Source organism: Pararhizobium sp. P1_E7 (genome assembly GCF_056405855.1).
This window is the reverse complement of record NZ_JBFUBH010000023.1, coordinates 1-15,511: the sequence shown is the minus strand read 5'-3', so window position 1 is coordinate 15,511 and position 15,511 is coordinate 1. Positions and strand designations below refer to the sequence as shown.

Below are 15,511 nucleotides of genomic sequence, written 5' to 3'. Positions count from 1 at the left end.
AGGATTAGTGGAGGAAGAATGGCCGTGCAGACAGAGACTGAAGTGTTCGGCCATATGCCGTCCGGCGAGCCCGTGCATCGCATTACCATCAGAGGCGGCGGACTGACCGCACATGTCCTCACCTGGGGCTCCGTCATCCAGGACCTGCGCCTTGCCGGCCATGCGGCCCCTCTTGTGCTCGGCTTCGAAAATTTCCGGGATTATCTCGATCATTCCCCCTATTTCGGCGCAACACCCGGCCGCAATGCCAACCGTATCGGCAGCGGCCGGTTTGCCATCGACGGGGTGCCTTACCAGCTGGAATGCAATGAAAACGGGGTGACCCACCTGCACGGCGGCAGCGACGGCATCGCCAGGCAGCTCTGGACGGTCGTTGAGCAGGCGGAAAACCGCGTCGTGCTTCAGATTACCGATCCCGATGGCCGCGCCGGCTATCCCGGCAATTGCACCGTCACCTGCACCTATACTGTGAGCGATGGCGGCGTGCTTAACGTCGTCTATGAGAGCACGGCGGACCGCGCGACGATCTGCAACGTCTGTCAGCACAGCTATTTCAATCTCGACGGCACCGCCGATGCGCTCAGTCATGACGTCATGATCGCCGCCAATAGCTATCTGCCGACCAATGAACTGCAGATCCCGACCGGCGAGATCCGCGCGGTCGATGGCACCGCCTTCGACCTGCGCGCCATGACCCCGATGCGCCGCCAGCTGGAGGGCGACAGGATCGGCTACGACCATAATTTCTGCCTGTCGCAGACGCGCGGCCCCAAACAGTCGGCCGCCCTGGTGCGCAGCATCAATTCCGGCGTATCACTGGAAGTCCGCACCACCGAACCCGGCGTGCAATTCTACACCGGGTTCAAGATGGATGTTGCCGTGCCCGGCCTCGAAGGCCGCCACTACGGCCCGTTCGCCGGATTTTGCCTGGAAACGCAGATCTGGCCGGACGCGATCAACCATGCCAATTTCCCGCACGCCGTGCTGCGGCCCGGTGATACGCTCCGCCAGGAAACCGACTACGTCTTTACCGGAAGCTGAGGCGCCGTGAGGGGCATGCCGGGCTCGGGACGGCCGGCGGGGTGAAACTCCGTTTCGCTCGCCCGTTGCGTGGGGTCGGCAGAAACCGGGCTTGATGCGGCGCTCAAGGCGCCTATCTTAGGTCGACACGGGCGGGAGGGTCGAGCAATGACTGAGACAGGACAAAGGAAGATCGCCCTGGTTACCGGCGGCGGCACCGGCATTGGCCGCGCCATTGCCGAGGCCCTCTTGAAAAACGGCTACACGGTTGTCCTTTCGGGCCGGCGCTTCGATATTCTCCAGCACGCCGCGAAAGAAATGTCGGACTTGACCGGCGGGACGGCACGGGCGTTCGCTGCCGATGTCGGTGATCCGCAGGCGGTCGCCACCCTGTTTTCGACCATCCGCCATGATTTCGGCCGTCTCGACCTGCTCGTCAACAATGCCGGCATGGGCCTGCCGGCCGTGCCGATGGAAGACATCACCTTCGAACAGTGGAACGCCATCGTTGCCGCCAACCTGACCGGCGCCTTCCTGTGTACCCAGCAGGCCATGAAGCTGATGAAGACGCAGACGCCGCGTGGCGGCCGGATCATCAACAACGGCTCGATTTCGGCCTCGACGCCACGCCCGATGTCGGCGCCCTATACGGCAACCAAACACGCGATCGCCGGTCTCACCAAATCGACCGCGCTCGACGGCCGTCTGTTCGACATCGCCTGCGGCCAGATCGATATCGGCAATGCCTCAACCGAAATGACATCGAAGATGAGCAGCGGCGTCCTGCAGGCCAATGGCGAGATCGCCAGCGAACCGACCATCCCCGCCAATCTGGTCGCCGACGCGGTGGTCTACATGGCCGGCCTGCCGCTTACCGCCAATGTGCTGACGATGACGGTGATGGCAACGCAGATGCCCTATGTGGGAAGGGGTTGATAGCGGGACCTTTTTGACTAGCGAAGATCAAGCAAACACGGCGGCGCAGGACGGCCTAGCAGGAGAAAGGCACGCCTCACTTCCGCCCTATGGAGCCGCAAGAATCTCGGTTTCCGTGTTCGGGAGATACAGCGCCATGCCCACCCGGCGACATTTTCTTATCGGCTTCGTTGCCACGCCCATTGTGCTGCCGGGACTCGCCCACGCAGCCGGTGCTCAGGCACGGCTGTCACTGACACCAACTTGCGGTGACGACGACGATCTGACGCCAGCGCAAACAGAAGGCCCCTATTTTACCCCGGAAAGCCCTGAAAAACAGGACTTCGCGAGCGATGCACCCGGCGGTGAAAGGATGACGCTCGCTGGGTACGTGCTGACCGAGAACTGCCGGCCCGTCTCAAAAGCGTTGATCGAGTTATGGCATGCCAACGAAAAGGGGCTCTACGACAATAGTGGCTACAAACTCCGCGGACATCAATTCACCGATAGTGAAGGGAAATGGTGGTTCGATACGATCGTTCCGGGGACATATCCTGGTCGCACCCGGCACTACCACCTGAAAGTCCAACGGCCCGGCGGGAGCGTGCTGACGACGCAGCTCTATTTTCCAGGTGAGCCGCTCAATGAACGCGACCGAATATTCAACGCATCGTTGTTGCTCAATGTCAGCCCGACTGACGACGGAAAATTTGGCCGCTACGATTTCATCGTCACGTAACCAAAGGCTCTGATGCTCTTTGAAGAGAAAATGGAGCGGGTGAGGCGATTCGAACGCCCGACCCCAACCTTGGCAAGGTTGTGCTCTACCCCTGAGCTACACCCGCTCATCAACCTCGGTCCGGGGGTAGTCGGTGGACCGTGGCGCCGCTGCGTTGTTGTTTGCTGCGACGACGGCTATATGGCCCAGACGATTTTCAAATGCAACAGGGAAATGACGGTCGATCCAATAATTTTTTGAAGAAATGTCGCAAGCCCCTGAAAACAAGGCGTTTTGCAGCCTGCATTCTGTGGAATGTTGCGGTTTTTTGCCCTTCACCGTAAGGAAGACCGCCATTTTCAAACCAGAAGGAAGCCGTCATGAGTGAAATGCAGCCAAAGACACAGGACGAATTGTTCGCGTTTCTGGACGGCCTCGGCATCGCGCATCAGACCATGCGGCACGAACCGGTTTTCACCGTTGCCGAATCGGTGGCGCTGCGGGACGCCATTGCCGGCGGACACACCAAGAACCTGTTCGTAAAGGATAAGAAGGACAATTATTTTCTTCTGACCGTCGAGGAAAACGCCACCGTGGATTTAAAGACGGTGCACACGATCATCGGCGGCGCCAGCAAGGTCTCGTTCGGCCGGCCGGAAAAGCTGATGGAATATCTGGGCGTCATCCCCGGCGCGGTCACCGCCTTCGGCGTGATCAACGATGCCGGGCAGAACGTGAAGATCATCATCGATACGGATCTGATGAAGGACGAGATCGTCAACTGCCATCCGCTGGTGAACGACGCGACGACGTCGATTGCCTCAAAAGACCTGTTGCGCTTTATCGAGGCGACGGGACACGAACCACTTGTCTTGAAAGTGACGTCCTGACATACGATCTTTGACGGGAAGAAAGTCAGACGGACGCGGATGTCCGCGAGGAGACACGATGAGCGGCAACGACAATCCCTATGCAGCATCCTACGGCAACCAGATGACGGCGACGGCCAGCTATGGTGCCGCCCCGGCACAGGCTCCGGCGGCGGCCGCACCGGCCGGCGAGCTGATCAAGGAAACCACGACCGCCAATTTCACCCGCGACGTGCTCGAAGCCTCCCGCCAGCAGCCCGTTCTGGTCGATTTCTGGGCGCCCTGGTGCGGTCCCTGCAAACAGCTGACCCCGGTCATCGAAAAAGTCGTGACCGAGGCACAGGGCCGCGTCAGGCTGGTCAAGATGAATATCGACGATCATCCCTCGATCGCCGGCCAGCTCGGCATCCAGTCCATTCCCGCCGTCATCGCCTTTTCGGGCGGCAGGCCGGTCGACGGGTTCATGGGTGCCGTACCCGAAAGCCAGATCCGCGAATTCATCGACAAGATCGCCGGTCCGGTGGTCGATGACCAGCAGGCCGAGATCGATGCGGCGCTGGCCGAGGCAAAGACGTTTTTCGATCAGGGCGATCTGCAGAACGCGGCAGGGCTTTTTGGCGCCGTCCTGCAGGCAGATCCGGAAAATGCGGCAGCGCTGAGCGGCCTTGCCAATTGCATGATTGCCGCAGGCGAAGCGCAGCAGGCGCGCGATCTTTTGACCGGGCTTTCCGAAGAGCTTGCCAAGGATGCCGGCATCGCCGCCGTTGTGAAAAAGCTCGACCAGATCGAGGAAGCCCGCAAACTCGGCGACCCCGATGCGCTGGAGCAAACTCTCGCAGCCGATCCCGACGATCACGCCGCCCGCATCAAGCTCGCCAAGATCCGCAATGTCGAGGGTGACCGCGAGGTTGCGGCCGATCATCTCCTCAAGGTGATGAAACGCGACCGGACGTTCGAGGATGACGGCGCAAGGCGCGAACTGCTGCAGTTCTTCGATGTCTGGGGACCGATGGATCCGGCAACGCTGTCGGCACGGCGCAAGCTGTCTTCGATCCTGTTTTCGTAGCGCCAGCACCTCCTATTGCCTGCGCCGCCTTATCAGGTGCACCTTTGTGACACTCTCTCTTGAGATTTAGGATTGGTGCCCCATTTCTTGTCGATAGGCGGTGTGACGCCACAAGGGCCGCCACACGAACGCCTGACAGCGACGGGGTGAATTGAGACATGCAAGTTGGAAATGCACGTTATCTGAGGCCTCAGGACCTACCGGAGACGCTTCCGGTATTCCCGCTGACGGGCGTGCTCCTGCTTCCGGGGTCGCAATTGCCGCTCAACATTTTCGAGCCGCGCTATCTTTCGATGTTCGACGATGCGCTGGCCGGAAACCGCCTGATCGGCATGATCCAGCCGTCGTTCGGCGAAATTCGCGAAGAGCCGGGCCAGGCGCATGTACAGGCCCTTTGCCAGGTCGGCTGCGTCGGCAGGGTCACGTCGTTTGCGGAGATGGAGGACGGCCGCTATATCGTCTCGCTCACCGGCATCTGCCGGTTCCGCCTGTTCGACGAGGTTCCTCTGGCGAAAAAAGGCTACCGCTGCTTCAAGATCGCCCCGTTTGCCACCGACCTCACCGGCCCGGACGATGAGGCGCAGGTCGACCGTGACGCATTGCTGGCAGCCTTCAAGGCCTATCTCGATGCCAACAAGCTGGAAGCCGACTGGGAAAGCGTCGAGCGCGCCAGCAACCTGACGCTGGTCAATTCGATGGCGATGATGTCACCCTATGGCCCGGCGGAAAAGCAGGCGCTGCTCGAAGCGCCGGATCTGAAGACCCGCGCCGAAACGCTGATCGCCATCACCGAGATCGTGCTTGCCCGCAATTTCGGCGATATCGAAACCATGCTGCAATAGGGCGAAAGCGATGGAAGACAGGACCAGCCGGGTCGATCCCAAACTGCTCGAACTTCTCGTCTGCCCGCTGACCAAGGGCCGCCTGAGCTACCATGCCGCCGAGAACGAACTGATCTCGGAAAAGGCCCGCCTCGCCTACCCGATCCGCGACGGCATCCCGATCATGCTGATTTCCGAGGCGCGCAAGATCGAGGACTGAGGCTTCGATTCAATCTCACGAGTTCTCGGTCGCTCCCTTGTTTGCGAATGAATCTGCGCATGGCTCGAAAGCCCCTCATCCGCCCTTCGGGCACCTTCTCCCTGTCATGACGGGGAGAAGGACCAGGCGGGCAACTCCGGCAAGTCCCCTCTCCCCGCATGCGGGGAGCGTTAGGGGGAGGGGCGTTTATCCGCAAACATGATACCCACCGCTCAGATCGGCTGCCCGCCCAGCATCTTCGGCTCGCTCTGCCCGCCAAGCCCGGACGCCTGGCGGATGAAGTACGACTTCACCGATGGCAGGCGGTCGACGAGGCCGAGCCCGAAATCCCGCAAGGCCCGCACCGGCGTGACATCGTTGGAAAACAGCCGGTTCAGCACATCGGTGGTCACCCCCATGCGGAAGGTGTCGAAGCGCCGCCAGCTCTGGTAGCGTTCGAGCACGGCCAGCGAGCCGATGTCGAGGCCGAGGCGGTCGGCATCGACGATGGTTTCGGCCAGCGCCGCCACGTCCTTGAAGCCAAGGTTGAGACCCTGGCCGGAAATCGGATGAATACCGTGGGCGGCGTCACCGGCAAGGGCAAAGCGCGGGGCGATGAAATCGCGCGCCAGCGTCAGGCCGAGCGGAAAGGCGCGGCGTCCGCCGACAACCTTCAGCGTGCCGAGCTTGTGGCCGAAGCGGCGCTCCAGCTCTTCCTCGAACACCAGGTCGTCGCTGGCGATCAGACGGTCGGCATCGCGCGTCCGCTCCGTCCAGACCAGCGAGGAACGGTTGTTCTTCAAGGGCAGTGTCGCAAACGGGCCGGCGGGCAGGAAATGTTCCTCCGCCGTGCCGTCATGCGGCCGTTCGTGCTCGACGGTGGTGACGATGCCGGACTGGCCGTAATCGAAATCGACGGTCTTGATGCCGGCGGCATCGCGCAGTTTCGAGCGCACGCCGTCGCAGGCGACCAGCAGCCGCGCATCGAGCACGTCGCCGTTCGCCAGATTGACCGAAACCGCATGATCGCCGCTCTTGAAATCCTGAGCCGCCGCCGATTGCCGGATCTCGACGCCCAGCTCCTGCGCTGCCTTGCGCAGGGCGCCAACCAGCGCGACATTCGGCACCATGTGGGCAAATGGCCGGCCCTCTACCTTTTCGTCCTCGAAGGTGAGAAACACCGGGCGCACCGGATCGGCCGTCTTCGAATCGGTGATGACCATCCGCTTGATCGGCTCGGCCTCCGGCTCGATCCCGGCCCAGACGCCCAGCACATCGAGCATTTGCGAGGCAGCGGCGATGATCGCCGAGGCGCGCTCGTCCTTCTGCCAGGCGCCTTCCGGCGCGCCGTCGATCAAGGTCACGGCGAGATGTGGCGCAGCTTGTCTGATGGATACGGCCAGCGACAGTCCGACATAACCGCCGCCGGCAATCAGCACATCGATCATCTCTCATTCTCCCTGTCGCTCTTGAGCCCCATCGCTCTTGAGCATTGCTTGCCTCCTATATAGATCATTGGCGTGCTCCTTCCTACCACTGGGGCCGTTCTATCCCTGGAGATTGCCGAAATGTCGCGCCCCGACCCCGCCCCGATGGACGTCCTACTGCAAACGCTGGATCTGGAGAAACTGGAGGAAAACCTGTTTCGCGGCCGCTCGCCGCAGGTCGGCTGGCAGCGCGTCTTCGGCGGCCAGGTGATCGGCCAGGCGCTGGTGGCAGCCCAGCGCACCGTCAGCGAAGGCCGCTACGTGCATTCGCTGCACGCCTATTTCATGCGGCCGGGCGATCCATCCGTGCCGATCATCTACGATGTCGACCGCATCCGCGACGGAGCAAGCTTTGCCACCCGCCGCGTCGTCGCCATCCAGCACGGCAAGGCGATCTTTTCCCTGTCGGCTTCCTTCCAGTTCGACGAGGAAGGGTTTGACCACCAGATCACCATGCCGGATGTCGCAGCGCCCGAAACGCTGATGGGCGAAAAGGACATCAAGGAGAAATTCCTGGTCAATGCGCCCGAGGCCATCCGCCGCTATTGGGAGCGCCCCCGGCCGATCGAGATTCGCCCGGTTTCGCTGAAGCATTATTTCTCACGCGACAAACTGGAACCGTCGCAGGACGTCTGGGTCAAGGCGGTCGGCGCCGTTCCGGACGAGCGCCACATCCAGGCGGCGGTGCTCGCCTATATTTCCGATATGACGCTGCTCGACACCGCGCTCTATGCGCACGGCACCTCGGTGTTCGACCGCGACCTGCAGGTGGCGAGCCTCGATCATGCCATGTGGTTTCACCGCCCCTGCCGCATGGACGACTGGCTGCTCTACACGCAGGACAGCCCCAGCGCTTTTGGCGCCCGCGGCATGACACGTGGCAGCCTGTTTGACCGCTCCGGCCTGCTGATTGCTTCCGTGGCCCAGGAGGGTCTGATCCGGAAAAAGGCATCTGAATAAAAAAGCGCCGATTTTTTGAATCTGCTTATTTTTTCATCGTTTAAATTGACGATTTTTTGACATTCCGCTGAAGGCTCTCGGCGGGATGTGGCATTTTCATGTCTTTTCATAGACTTAACCATCCGTTCCCAAACTGGCACGCCCCTTGAATAGCATTGGGCGGTCGTTGGGGATTTGTGCTCGGCGGCAAGGAGAGACGGCCCCGAGCCGAAGATGAACAAGGATGGGAAACCAGATGAAAATTGTGATGGCCATTATCAAGCCGTTCAAGCTCGATGAGGTTCGCGAAGCCCTCACTGCCGTTGGCATCCAAGGCCTGACCGTGACCGAAGTGAAGGGTTACGGACGTCAGAAGGGACATACGGAAATCTACCGCGGTACGGAATATGCCGTGAGCTTCCTGCCGAAACTGAAGATCGAAATCGCTGTCGCCACGGAGATCGTCGACAAGGCCGTCGAAGCGATCGCCTCAGCAGCCAAGACCGGCCAGATCGGCGACGGCAAAATCTTCGTCTACTCGATTGACCATGCCGTGCGCATTCGTACCGGCGAAACCGACACAGAAGCGCTGTAAGTCACGGCCGTTCAGGGAGCTATATGTCAATGTCATCATTTAAACTTTCCACCTCTCTTGGACGCGTGAGCGCTGCAACCGCAGCCCTGCTCGCTCCGGCCATCGCATTTGCGCAGGAGACCGCGCCGGCAGCCACGCAAGCCGTTGCTGCAGCGGCACCGGCCATGACCGTCGACAAGGGCGACACGACCTGGATGCTCGTATCGTCCGCTCTCGTCCTGCTGATGACGGTTCCCGGCCTCGCCCTTTTCTACGGCGGCCTTGTGCGCAGCAAGAACATGCTGTCGGTGATGATGCAGGTGCTGATGATCGCCTCGGTCGCGATGCTTGTCTGGGTTGCCTACGGCTATTCGCTGGCCTTCACGGCCGGAAATTCCTTCGTCGGCGGCTTCTCGAAGCTCTTCCTGTCCGGCGTCGACGTGACGACGGTCTCGGAAAGCTTCTCCAAGGGTGTGGCCATTCCGGAACTCACCTTCGTGGTCTTCCAGATGACCTTCGCGGCGATCACGCCCGGCCTCATCGTCGGCGCCTTTGCAGAACGCGTGAAGTTCTCCGCCGTCATTCTCTTCACCATCCTGTGGCTGACCTTCATCTATTTCCCGATCGCCCACATGGTCTGGTTCTGGGGTGGTCCGAGCGCCTATAGCGATCCGTCGGGCCTGATCTTCGGCTTCGGTGCAATCGACTTTGCCGGCGGTACGGTCGTTCACATCAATGCCGGCATCGCCGGTCTGGTCGGAGCCTTTATGGTCGGCAAGCGCACCGGCTTCGGCAAGGACATGATGGCGCCGCACTCGATGACGCTTACGATGGTCGGCGCTTCCCTTCTTTGGGTCGGCTGGTTCGGCTTCAACGCCGGCTCCAACCTCGAAGCCAATGCCTATGCCGCTCTCGCTATGATCAACACCTTTGTCGCAACGGCCGCTGCGGTTGTCTCCTGGTCGCTCGTCGAAACCTTCACCCGCGGCAAGGCTTCGATCCTCGGCGCCGTTTCCGGCGCCGTTGCCGGCCTCGTGGTCATCACCCCGGCCGCCGGCTTCGTTGGTCCGATCGGCGCCATCGTCATGGGTCTCATCGTCTCCCCGATCTGCTACTTCTTCGTCTCCACCGTGAAGAACAAGTTCGGCTACGACGACACGGCTGATGTCTTCGGCGTTCACTGCATCGGCGGCATCCTCGGCGCACTGCTCACCGGCGTGTTCGTCAACCCCGCTCTCGGCGGCGCCGGCATCGTCGATTATTCGACGGCCGACTTCGCAGCCAGCTACGCCGGCACGGCAACCCAGGTCTGGTCGCAGTTCAAGGGCGTCCTCGTCACGCTCCTGTGGTCGGGCATCGGCTCGGCAATCCTCTACAAGATCGTTGATGTCATCGTCGGTCTGCGCGTTCCGGTCGAAGCCGAACGGGAAGGTCTCGACCTCTCCTCGCACGGCGAAGCCGCCTACCACTCATAAGGCATTTGCGGAGCCGGAAAACCGGCTTCGCATCCGCTCCCGTCGCGGTTCCGTTTCGGCGAAACCGCATTTGGCCCGGACATCTCGTCCGGGCCCTTTTTTTGCGCACGTGCAAGCTTCGGTTGCTGCAAAGGGCGGCCGGCTGGGGAAAACTGCCTGGGCTGCGCCGTTTCGCGTAAAGGAAGCGTCAAGGTTAATAGGGCTTTAACCCTCATCTGCTTACCTTCGAATGCGCGCATTGCGTTTTTGAGAATAACGGGCAGCAGGTCATCATGAGCAGAAGCAATCAGGCGGTATACGACAGCCGTTCCAACCGGTTTGTGCTTTCCACATTCGTCTGGAAACAGGTCGCCGCCCTGGCGGGCTTTACGGTGTTCGCCGCCCTCGCCTTTGCGGTCGCCGCATTGTCGAGCTGGAACGTCGCCGATCCGAGCTTCTCCTATGCGACCGCCGACGCCCCGACCAACTTGCTCGGCTACACAGGTGCCGCCTTCGCCGATATCTTCATGCAATTCTTCGGCATCGCCAGCGTCGTGGCGCTTCTTCCCGTGGTCGCCTGGGGCTTGGTGCTGATCACCGGCAAACCCTTCGATCATATCGTCAAGCGCGCCGGCGCCTGGTTCATCGGCTCGGTTCTGGCCTCTGCGGCGCTCAGCTGCGTTCCCGCGCCGGTCACCTGGCCGTTGCCCAACGGCCTGGGCGGCGTGTTCGGCGACATGATCCTGCGTTTCCCCGCTCTTTTCACCGGCACCTACCCCACCGGCACATTCGGCACGGTGCTCGCCGTCTTGTTTGCGCTTCCCGCCGCCTATTTCCTGATCTACAGCGCCGGCCTCATCGGCGTATCCGATCCGGAGGACGACGTCGACGTGCAGGCACCGGCGCCCAGCAAGGCCCGCACCGTCAGCGACGAATCGGAAGACGACGATTCCGAGGGTATTTTCATGGTGATGGCCGGCGCGCTCACTCACATGCGCTTTACGGCACAGGCCCGCATCCGCCGCCTGTTCGGCTTGAGCGGCCGCCGCAAGCCGGCATCACGCGATTATGACGAGCCCTATGATTTCAATACCGACGAGTTCGGCACGCTGAACGAACCGGTGCGCCCGAAGACTGTCGCCCGCTCCGAGCGGGTCGAGCCGTCGCTGGACCGCAGCGAACGCCGCACGGTCGCAGCCCCGTCTATATCGATGGACGACGAGGATGACGATTTCCACGCTCTCGACAACCGCCGTGTGCCGGCAGGCATCCTGCCTGAAGACGACGAGGACGACGGTATCGACCCCGCCGCCGACTGGGCGCCGGTACCGGCACCGCGCAAGCAGGCTCCTGCAATGCCGTCGGCCACGGCACGCGTTGTTCCGGCAGCGCCCCGCCCGAAGACCGGCCAGCGCATCGAGCGCGAGGCACAGGCATCGCTCGTCTCCGACGATGACGATTTCACCCTGCCGCCCCTGCATTTCCTCGCCGAACCGAAAAACGTCGCCCGCGACGCGACTTTGTCTGCCGATGCGCTCGAACAGAATGCCCGCATGCTGGAAGGCGTGCTGGAGGACTTTGGCGTCAAGGGCGAGATCATCCATGTGCGCCCCGGCCCGGTGGTCACCATGTACGAGCTGGAGCCGGCGCCCGGCATCAAATCATCCCGCGTCATCGGCCTTGCCGACGATATCGCCCGCTCGATGTCGGCGATCGCCGCCCGTGTCGCCGTCGTGCCCGGCCGCAACGCCATCGGCATCGAACTGCCCAACCAGCGCCGCGAAACCGTCTACCTGCGCGAACTGATCGGGTCGCGCGATTTCGAAACCAGCAAGACCAGGCTCGCAATGGCGCTCGGCAAGACCATCGGCGGCGAGCCCGTCATCGTCGATATCGCCAAGATGCCGCATCTGCTGGTCGCCGGCACCACCGGCTCGGGCAAGTCCGTCGCCATCAATACGATGATCCTGTCGATTCTCTACCGGTTGAAGCCGGAGCAGTGCCGCCTGATCATGATCGATCCGAAGATGCTCGAACTTTCCGTCTATGACGGCATTCCGCATCTGCTCTCGCCTGTCGTCACCGATCCGAAGAAGGCCGTCGTCGCGCTGAAATGGACCGTGCGCGAGATGGAAGAGCGCTACAAGAAGATGTCGAAGATCGGCGTGCGCAATATCGACGGCTTCAATTCGCGCGTCGAGCAGGCGATGGCCAAGGGCGAACAGATCAGCCGCACCGTCCAGACCGGCTTTGACCGCCAGACCGGCGAGGCCGTCTACGAAACGGAAGAATTCGACCTGCAGCCGATGCCCTATATCGTCGTCATCATCGATGAAATGGCCGACCTGATGATGGTCGCCGGCAAGGATATCGAAGGCGCCGTCCAGCGTCTTGCCCAGATGGCGCGCGCCGCCGGTATCCACGTCATCATGGCAACGCAGCGCCCGTCCGTCGATGTCATCACCGGTACGATCAAGGCCAACTTCCCGACCCGTATCTCCTTCCAGGTCACCTCGAAGATCGATAGCCGCACCATTCTGGGCGAACAGGGCGCCGAACAGCTGCTGGGCATGGGCGACATGCTCTACATGGCCGGCGGCGGCCGCATCCAGCGTGTCCACGGCCCGTTTGTCTCCGACACCGAGGTCGAGGACGTCGTCAAATATCTGAAGAGCCAGGGCTCGCCGCAATATCTCGATGCCATCACCGAGGATGACGGCGAGGACGGCGAAGACGGCGGCGGTCCGGCCGGCACGTCAAACCTTGCCGATTCGGACGACCCCTACGACCAGGCGGTCGCCATTGTGCTGCGTGACGGCAAGGCATCGACATCCTATGTCCAGCGCCGTCTCGGCATCGGCTATAACCGCGCCGCCTCGCTGATCGAGCGCATGGAACAGGAAGGCATCATTGGTGCTGCCAACCATGCTGGCAAACGCGAAATCCTGGTGCCGACCGAAAGCGACATCACCGGCAGGTAACCCGTTCGCGGTAGACCACGGTTCAGCGGGAAAACACTGCCCGGACGCCCTCACGGGGAATTGAAGACGCGCGCAGAAAAGGCCTTGAAGGCGCCGCACTTGCGCTCCACATGAGACTGGAAATGAAGGAGATTGCGATGACAGACACCGAAACCGGGCATTTTGAACAGGATGCGAAGCTTCCGTCCCTGTCGCGCCGTTCCTTCGCCTGCGGTCTTGCTGTTTTCGCGGCCTTGAGCTTCACCGGCCTTCCCGTCGAGCCCGCCCAGGCGCAGACAGCCGTTGCCCAGAAAATCGCCGACCATTTCGCCTCCGTCAAAACCATGAGCGGCGAGTTCGTCCAGTTCGGCCCGCGCGGAGAGCAGACCGGCGGCAAATTCTACATCAGCCGCCCCGGCAAGATCCGCTTCAACTATGAAGCCCCTTCGCCGATGCGCGTGATCGCCGACGGCAAGTCGGTCGTCATCGGCAACCAGAAAATGAAGACCTGGGATATCTATCCTTTGTCAAAGACACCGCTCAAACTGCTTTTGTCCGATAACATCGACCTCACCGGCAAGATGGTGCGCGACGTCAAGGAAGAGGCTGATCTCACCACCATCGTGCTTGGCGACCGCACCGTCTTCGGCGATGCGACGATCACCCTGATGTTCGACCCGAAGACTTACGACCTGCGCCAGTGGACGATCACCGACGCGCAGAAGAAGGACACATCGGTGATGATCTTCAACGTCAAGAACGGCGTACCGATGGACGACAAGGTCTTTCAGATCCCCTATGACGACATCAACAATCGCGGCAAGTAAAGATCGCCTGCGGCACCCTTGCTACGGCTGCGCGTCACCAGGTTTCGACCGGCCGGCGCGGGTCGCAGCCCAGTTCTCTGACCAAACCGGCCCAGTCGATCAGTGGCCCGTTTCAGCCAACGGAACTGCTTCCATTTAACCCTGAAGGCTTCTATGACATGACGCGCGGACGGGCGGCGTCCGCATCAACCGTCCAAGGAAAAATCCCGCATGGCATTGTCGATCGCGACCTGGAACATCAACTCGGTGCGCCTGCGCATGCCGCTGGTCGAACATCTCCTGAAAACCTGGTCGCCTGATATCCTTTGCCTGCAGGAGACCAAGGTTGCCAACGACCTGTTCCCCTTTTCACCGCTGAAGGCGCTCGGCTACGAGCACATCGCGATCCACGGCCAGAAGGGCTATCACGGGGTCGCCACCATTTCCCGCCTGCCGCTGCATGAACTCACCGACCGGCGCGATTATTGCGGCGTCGGCGATGCCCGGCATCTGTCGGTCGTCTTTGAAAAATCCGGCAAAAAAATCCGCCTGCACAATTTCTATGTGCCCGCCGGCGGCGACGAGCCGGACCGGACGATCAACCAGAAATTCGGCCACAAGCTGGATTTCATCGACGAGATGAAGCTGCTGCACGCCGAGAGCGAAGCCGGCATTTCATCCATCCTGGTCGGCGACCTCAACATCGCGCCTTTGGAGCACGACGTCTGGTCGCACAAGCAGCTTCTGAAGATCGTCAGCCACACGCCCATCGAGACAGAAGGCCTCACCGCCGTGCTCACCGGCGGCGCCTGGGTGGACCTGATGCGCAAGCACGCGCCGTCTCCGGAAAAGCTCTACACCTGGTGGAGCTATCGGGCCAAGGACTGGGAAGCCGCCGACCGCGGCCGCCGGCTCGATCACGTCTGGTCCTCCGCCGATCTTTCCCCGCTTCTCAGCCGCGTCGATATCCTGAAAGAAGCCCGCGGCTGGGAACGCCCGTCAGACCACGTGCCCGTTATCGCCCATTTCGATCTTTAGCCGCGACGGCCCGCCTCACCGCCAGCCGAGCGCCGGTGCGACATGCTTGAGGATCGCCTCGATGACATGGGCGTTGTATTCGACGCCCAGCTGGTTGGGGACGGTGAGGAGCAGGGTATCGGCTTCCGCGATCGCCTCGTCCGCGACGAGCTGTTTCACCAGGACATCAGGCTCTGCGGCATAGGAGCGGCCGAAGATCGCCCTTGTCTGGTCGTCGATATAGCCGATCGTGTCCTGATCCTTGCCGGAGCCGAAATAGGCGCGGTCACGATCGTCCACCAGCGCGAAAATGCTGCGGCTGACCGAAACCCGCGGCGTGCGCGTATGGCCCGCTTCCTTCCATGCGTCCCTGTAGGCGCGGATCTGCGCCGCCTGCTGGACGTGGAAGGGCTCGCCGGTTTCGTCGTTCTTCAGTGTCGAGCTCTGCAGGTTCATGCCGAGCTTGGCTGCCCATACCGCCGTGGCATTCGAGCTCGCCCCCCACCAGATGCGGTCGCGAAGACCTTCCGAATGCGGCTCGAGGCGCAGCAGGCCCGGCGGATTGGGAAACATCGGACGCGGGTTGGGCTGGGCAAAACCCTCGCCTTTGAGGACTTCCAGCAGAACTTCGGCATGCTTACGGCCCATATCCGCATCGCTCAAGCC

Annotated in this window: 16 protein-coding genes and 1 tRNA gene; 13 read left to right on the top strand and 4 right to left on the bottom strand. The window is 61.7% G+C overall.

Annotation, left to right across the window (positions count from 1 at the left end):
- Positions 1 to 24 precede the first annotated feature (24 nt).
- The 3 genes from AC1D17_RS19020 (at position 25) to AC1D17_RS19010 (ending at position 2,674) form a co-directional block, all read left to right on the top strand.
- Positions 25 to 1,041 (top strand): aldose epimerase family protein, encoded by a 1,017-nt coding sequence (locus AC1D17_RS19020; RefSeq protein ID WP_477566938.1) that lies wholly within the window; start codon positions 25 to 27, stop codon positions 1,039 to 1,041.
- Positions 1,042 to 1,188: 147 nt separating this feature from the next.
- On the top strand, positions 1,189 to 1,956 hold the full coding sequence (locus AC1D17_RS19015) for an SDR family oxidoreductase (RefSeq protein WP_477566897.1): 768 nt from the start codon (positions 1,189 to 1,191) through the stop codon (positions 1,954 to 1,956).
- Positions 1,957 to 2,092: 136 nt separating this feature from the next.
- Positions 2,093 to 2,674 carry a dioxygenase family protein gene (locus tag AC1D17_RS19010; RefSeq protein ID WP_477566896.1) on the top strand — a complete coding sequence of 194 codons (582 nt, stop codon included), beginning with the start codon at positions 2,093 to 2,095 and terminating at the stop codon, positions 2,672 to 2,674.
- A gap of 31 nt (positions 2,675 to 2,705) precedes the next feature.
- On the opposite strand, the gene AC1D17_RS19005 is transcribed toward AC1D17_RS19010, so the two are convergent.
- Together AC1D17_RS19005 and AC1D17_RS19000 are read right to left on the bottom strand one after the other, a co-directional pair.
- Positions 2,706 to 2,780 (bottom strand) — tRNA-Gly (locus AC1D17_RS19005).
- Positions 2,771 to 3,010 (bottom strand): hypothetical protein, encoded by a 240-nt coding sequence (locus AC1D17_RS19000; protein ID WP_477566895.1) that lies wholly within the window; start codon positions 3,008 to 3,010, stop codon positions 2,771 to 2,773. Before AC1D17_RS19000 ends, AC1D17_RS19005 begins: the two co-directional genes overlap by 10 nt.
- 23 nt (positions 3,011 to 3,033) lie before the next feature.
- Here AC1D17_RS19000 and AC1D17_RS18995 point away from each other — a divergent pair, with 23 nt between their 5' ends.
- The 4 genes from AC1D17_RS18995 (at position 3,034) to AC1D17_RS18980 (ending at position 5,629) form a co-directional block, all read left to right on the top strand.
- A complete protein-coding gene (locus AC1D17_RS18995) occupies positions 3,034 to 3,543 on the top strand; it encodes a prolyl-tRNA synthetase associated domain-containing protein (RefSeq protein ID WP_477566894.1) in 510 nt (169 codons plus the stop codon).
- Positions 3,544 to 3,601: 58 nt separating this feature from the next.
- Positions 3,602 to 4,588, top strand: a complete 987-nt coding sequence (gene trxA / locus AC1D17_RS18990; RefSeq protein ID WP_477566893.1) for a thioredoxin — start codon at positions 3,602 to 3,604, stop codon at positions 4,586 to 4,588.
- Positions 4,589 to 4,746: 158 nt separating this feature from the next.
- Complete coding sequence (locus AC1D17_RS18985; RefSeq protein WP_477566892.1) at positions 4,747 to 5,430, top strand: LON peptidase substrate-binding domain-containing protein; 684 nt, start codon at positions 4,747 to 4,749, stop codon at positions 5,428 to 5,430.
- 10 nt (positions 5,431 to 5,440) lie between these two features.
- Positions 5,441 to 5,629 (top strand): Trm112 family protein, encoded by a 189-nt coding sequence (locus tag AC1D17_RS18980; RefSeq protein WP_037097280.1) that lies wholly within the window; start codon positions 5,441 to 5,443, stop codon positions 5,627 to 5,629.
- Between the two features lie 212 nt (positions 5,630 to 5,841).
- Here AC1D17_RS18980 and AC1D17_RS18975 read toward each other — a convergent pair whose 3' ends face one another.
- Complete coding sequence (locus AC1D17_RS18975; protein ID WP_477566891.1) at positions 5,842 to 7,056, bottom strand: ubiquinone biosynthesis hydroxylase; 1,215 nt, start codon at positions 7,054 to 7,056, stop codon at positions 5,842 to 5,844.
- A 120-nt stretch (positions 7,057 to 7,176) separates the two neighbouring features.
- Between AC1D17_RS18975 and tesB the strand changes: the two genes are divergently transcribed.
- The 6 genes from tesB to AC1D17_RS18945 all read left to right on the top strand — a co-directional run bounded on the left by tesB (position 7,177) and on the right by AC1D17_RS18945 (position 14,866).
- Complete coding sequence (gene tesB / locus AC1D17_RS18970; protein ID WP_477566890.1) at positions 7,177 to 8,055, top strand: acyl-CoA thioesterase II; 879 nt, start codon at positions 7,177 to 7,179, stop codon at positions 8,053 to 8,055.
- A 223-nt stretch (positions 8,056 to 8,278) separates the two neighbouring features.
- Positions 8,279 to 8,629 carry a P-II family nitrogen regulator gene (locus AC1D17_RS18965; protein ID WP_319005512.1) on the top strand — a complete coding sequence of 117 codons (351 nt, stop codon included), beginning with the start codon at positions 8,279 to 8,281 and terminating at the stop codon, positions 8,627 to 8,629.
- A gap of 29 nt (positions 8,630 to 8,658) precedes the next feature.
- Positions 8,659 to 10,083, top strand: a complete 1,425-nt coding sequence (locus tag AC1D17_RS18960; RefSeq protein WP_477566889.1) for an ammonium transporter — start codon at positions 8,659 to 8,661, stop codon at positions 10,081 to 10,083.
- Between the two features lie 272 nt (positions 10,084 to 10,355).
- Positions 10,356 to 13,043, top strand: a complete 2,688-nt coding sequence (locus AC1D17_RS18955) for a DNA translocase FtsK 4TM domain-containing protein (RefSeq protein WP_477566888.1) — start codon at positions 10,356 to 10,358, stop codon at positions 13,041 to 13,043.
- 137 nt (positions 13,044 to 13,180) lie between these two features.
- Complete coding sequence (locus AC1D17_RS18950) at positions 13,181 to 13,849, top strand: outer membrane lipoprotein carrier protein LolA (RefSeq protein WP_477566887.1); 669 nt, start codon at positions 13,181 to 13,183, stop codon at positions 13,847 to 13,849.
- Positions 13,850 to 14,059: 210 nt separating this feature from the next.
- Positions 14,060 to 14,866 carry an exodeoxyribonuclease III gene (locus AC1D17_RS18945; RefSeq protein WP_477566886.1) on the top strand — a complete coding sequence of 269 codons (807 nt, stop codon included), beginning with the start codon at positions 14,060 to 14,062 and terminating at the stop codon, positions 14,864 to 14,866.
- 15 nt (positions 14,867 to 14,881) lie between these two features.
- Here the strand turns inward: AC1D17_RS18945 and AC1D17_RS18940 are convergent.
- Positions 14,882 to 15,511 (bottom strand): LLM class flavin-dependent oxidoreductase (locus tag AC1D17_RS18940; RefSeq protein ID WP_477566885.1); only part of this gene is annotated, 630 nt, incomplete at its 5' end.

Bases quoted from the DNA above. Each gene is read 5' to 3' on its own strand.
- AC1D17_RS19015 (WP_477566897.1), top strand. From the start codon at position 1,189: ATGACTGAGACAGGACAAAGGAAGATCGCCCTGGTTACCGGCGGCGGC.
- AC1D17_RS19010 (WP_477566896.1), top strand. From the start codon at position 2,093: ATGCCCACCCGGCGACATTTTCTTATCGGCTTCGTTGCCACGCCCATT.
- AC1D17_RS19000 (WP_477566895.1), bottom strand. From the start codon at position 3,010: ATGGCGGTCTTCCTTACGGTGAAGGGCAAAAAACCGCAACATTCCACA.
- AC1D17_RS18995 (WP_477566894.1), top strand. From the start codon at position 3,034: ATGAGTGAAATGCAGCCAAAGACACAGGACGAATTGTTCGCGTTTCTG.
- trxA (WP_477566893.1), top strand. From the start codon at position 3,602: ATGAGCGGCAACGACAATCCCTATGCAGCATCCTACGGCAACCAGATG.
- AC1D17_RS18985 (WP_477566892.1), top strand. From the start codon at position 4,747: ATGCAAGTTGGAAATGCACGTTATCTGAGGCCTCAGGACCTACCGGAG.
- AC1D17_RS18980 (WP_037097280.1), top strand. From the start codon at position 5,441: ATGGAAGACAGGACCAGCCGGGTCGATCCCAAACTGCTCGAACTTCTC.
- AC1D17_RS18975 (WP_477566891.1), bottom strand. From the start codon at position 7,056: ATGATCGATGTGCTGATTGCCGGCGGCGGTTATGTCGGACTGTCGCTG.
- tesB (WP_477566890.1), top strand. From the start codon at position 7,177: ATGTCGCGCCCCGACCCCGCCCCGATGGACGTCCTACTGCAAACGCTG.
- AC1D17_RS18965 (WP_319005512.1), top strand. From the start codon at position 8,279: ATGGGAAACCAGATGAAAATTGTGATGGCCATTATCAAGCCGTTCAAG.
- AC1D17_RS18960 (WP_477566889.1), top strand. From the start codon at position 8,659: ATGTCATCATTTAAACTTTCCACCTCTCTTGGACGCGTGAGCGCTGCA.
- AC1D17_RS18955 (WP_477566888.1), top strand. From the start codon at position 10,356: ATGAGCAGAAGCAATCAGGCGGTATACGACAGCCGTTCCAACCGGTTT.
- AC1D17_RS18950 (WP_477566887.1), top strand. From the start codon at position 13,181: ATGACAGACACCGAAACCGGGCATTTTGAACAGGATGCGAAGCTTCCG.
- AC1D17_RS18945 (WP_477566886.1), top strand. From the start codon at position 14,060: ATGGCATTGTCGATCGCGACCTGGAACATCAACTCGGTGCGCCTGCGC.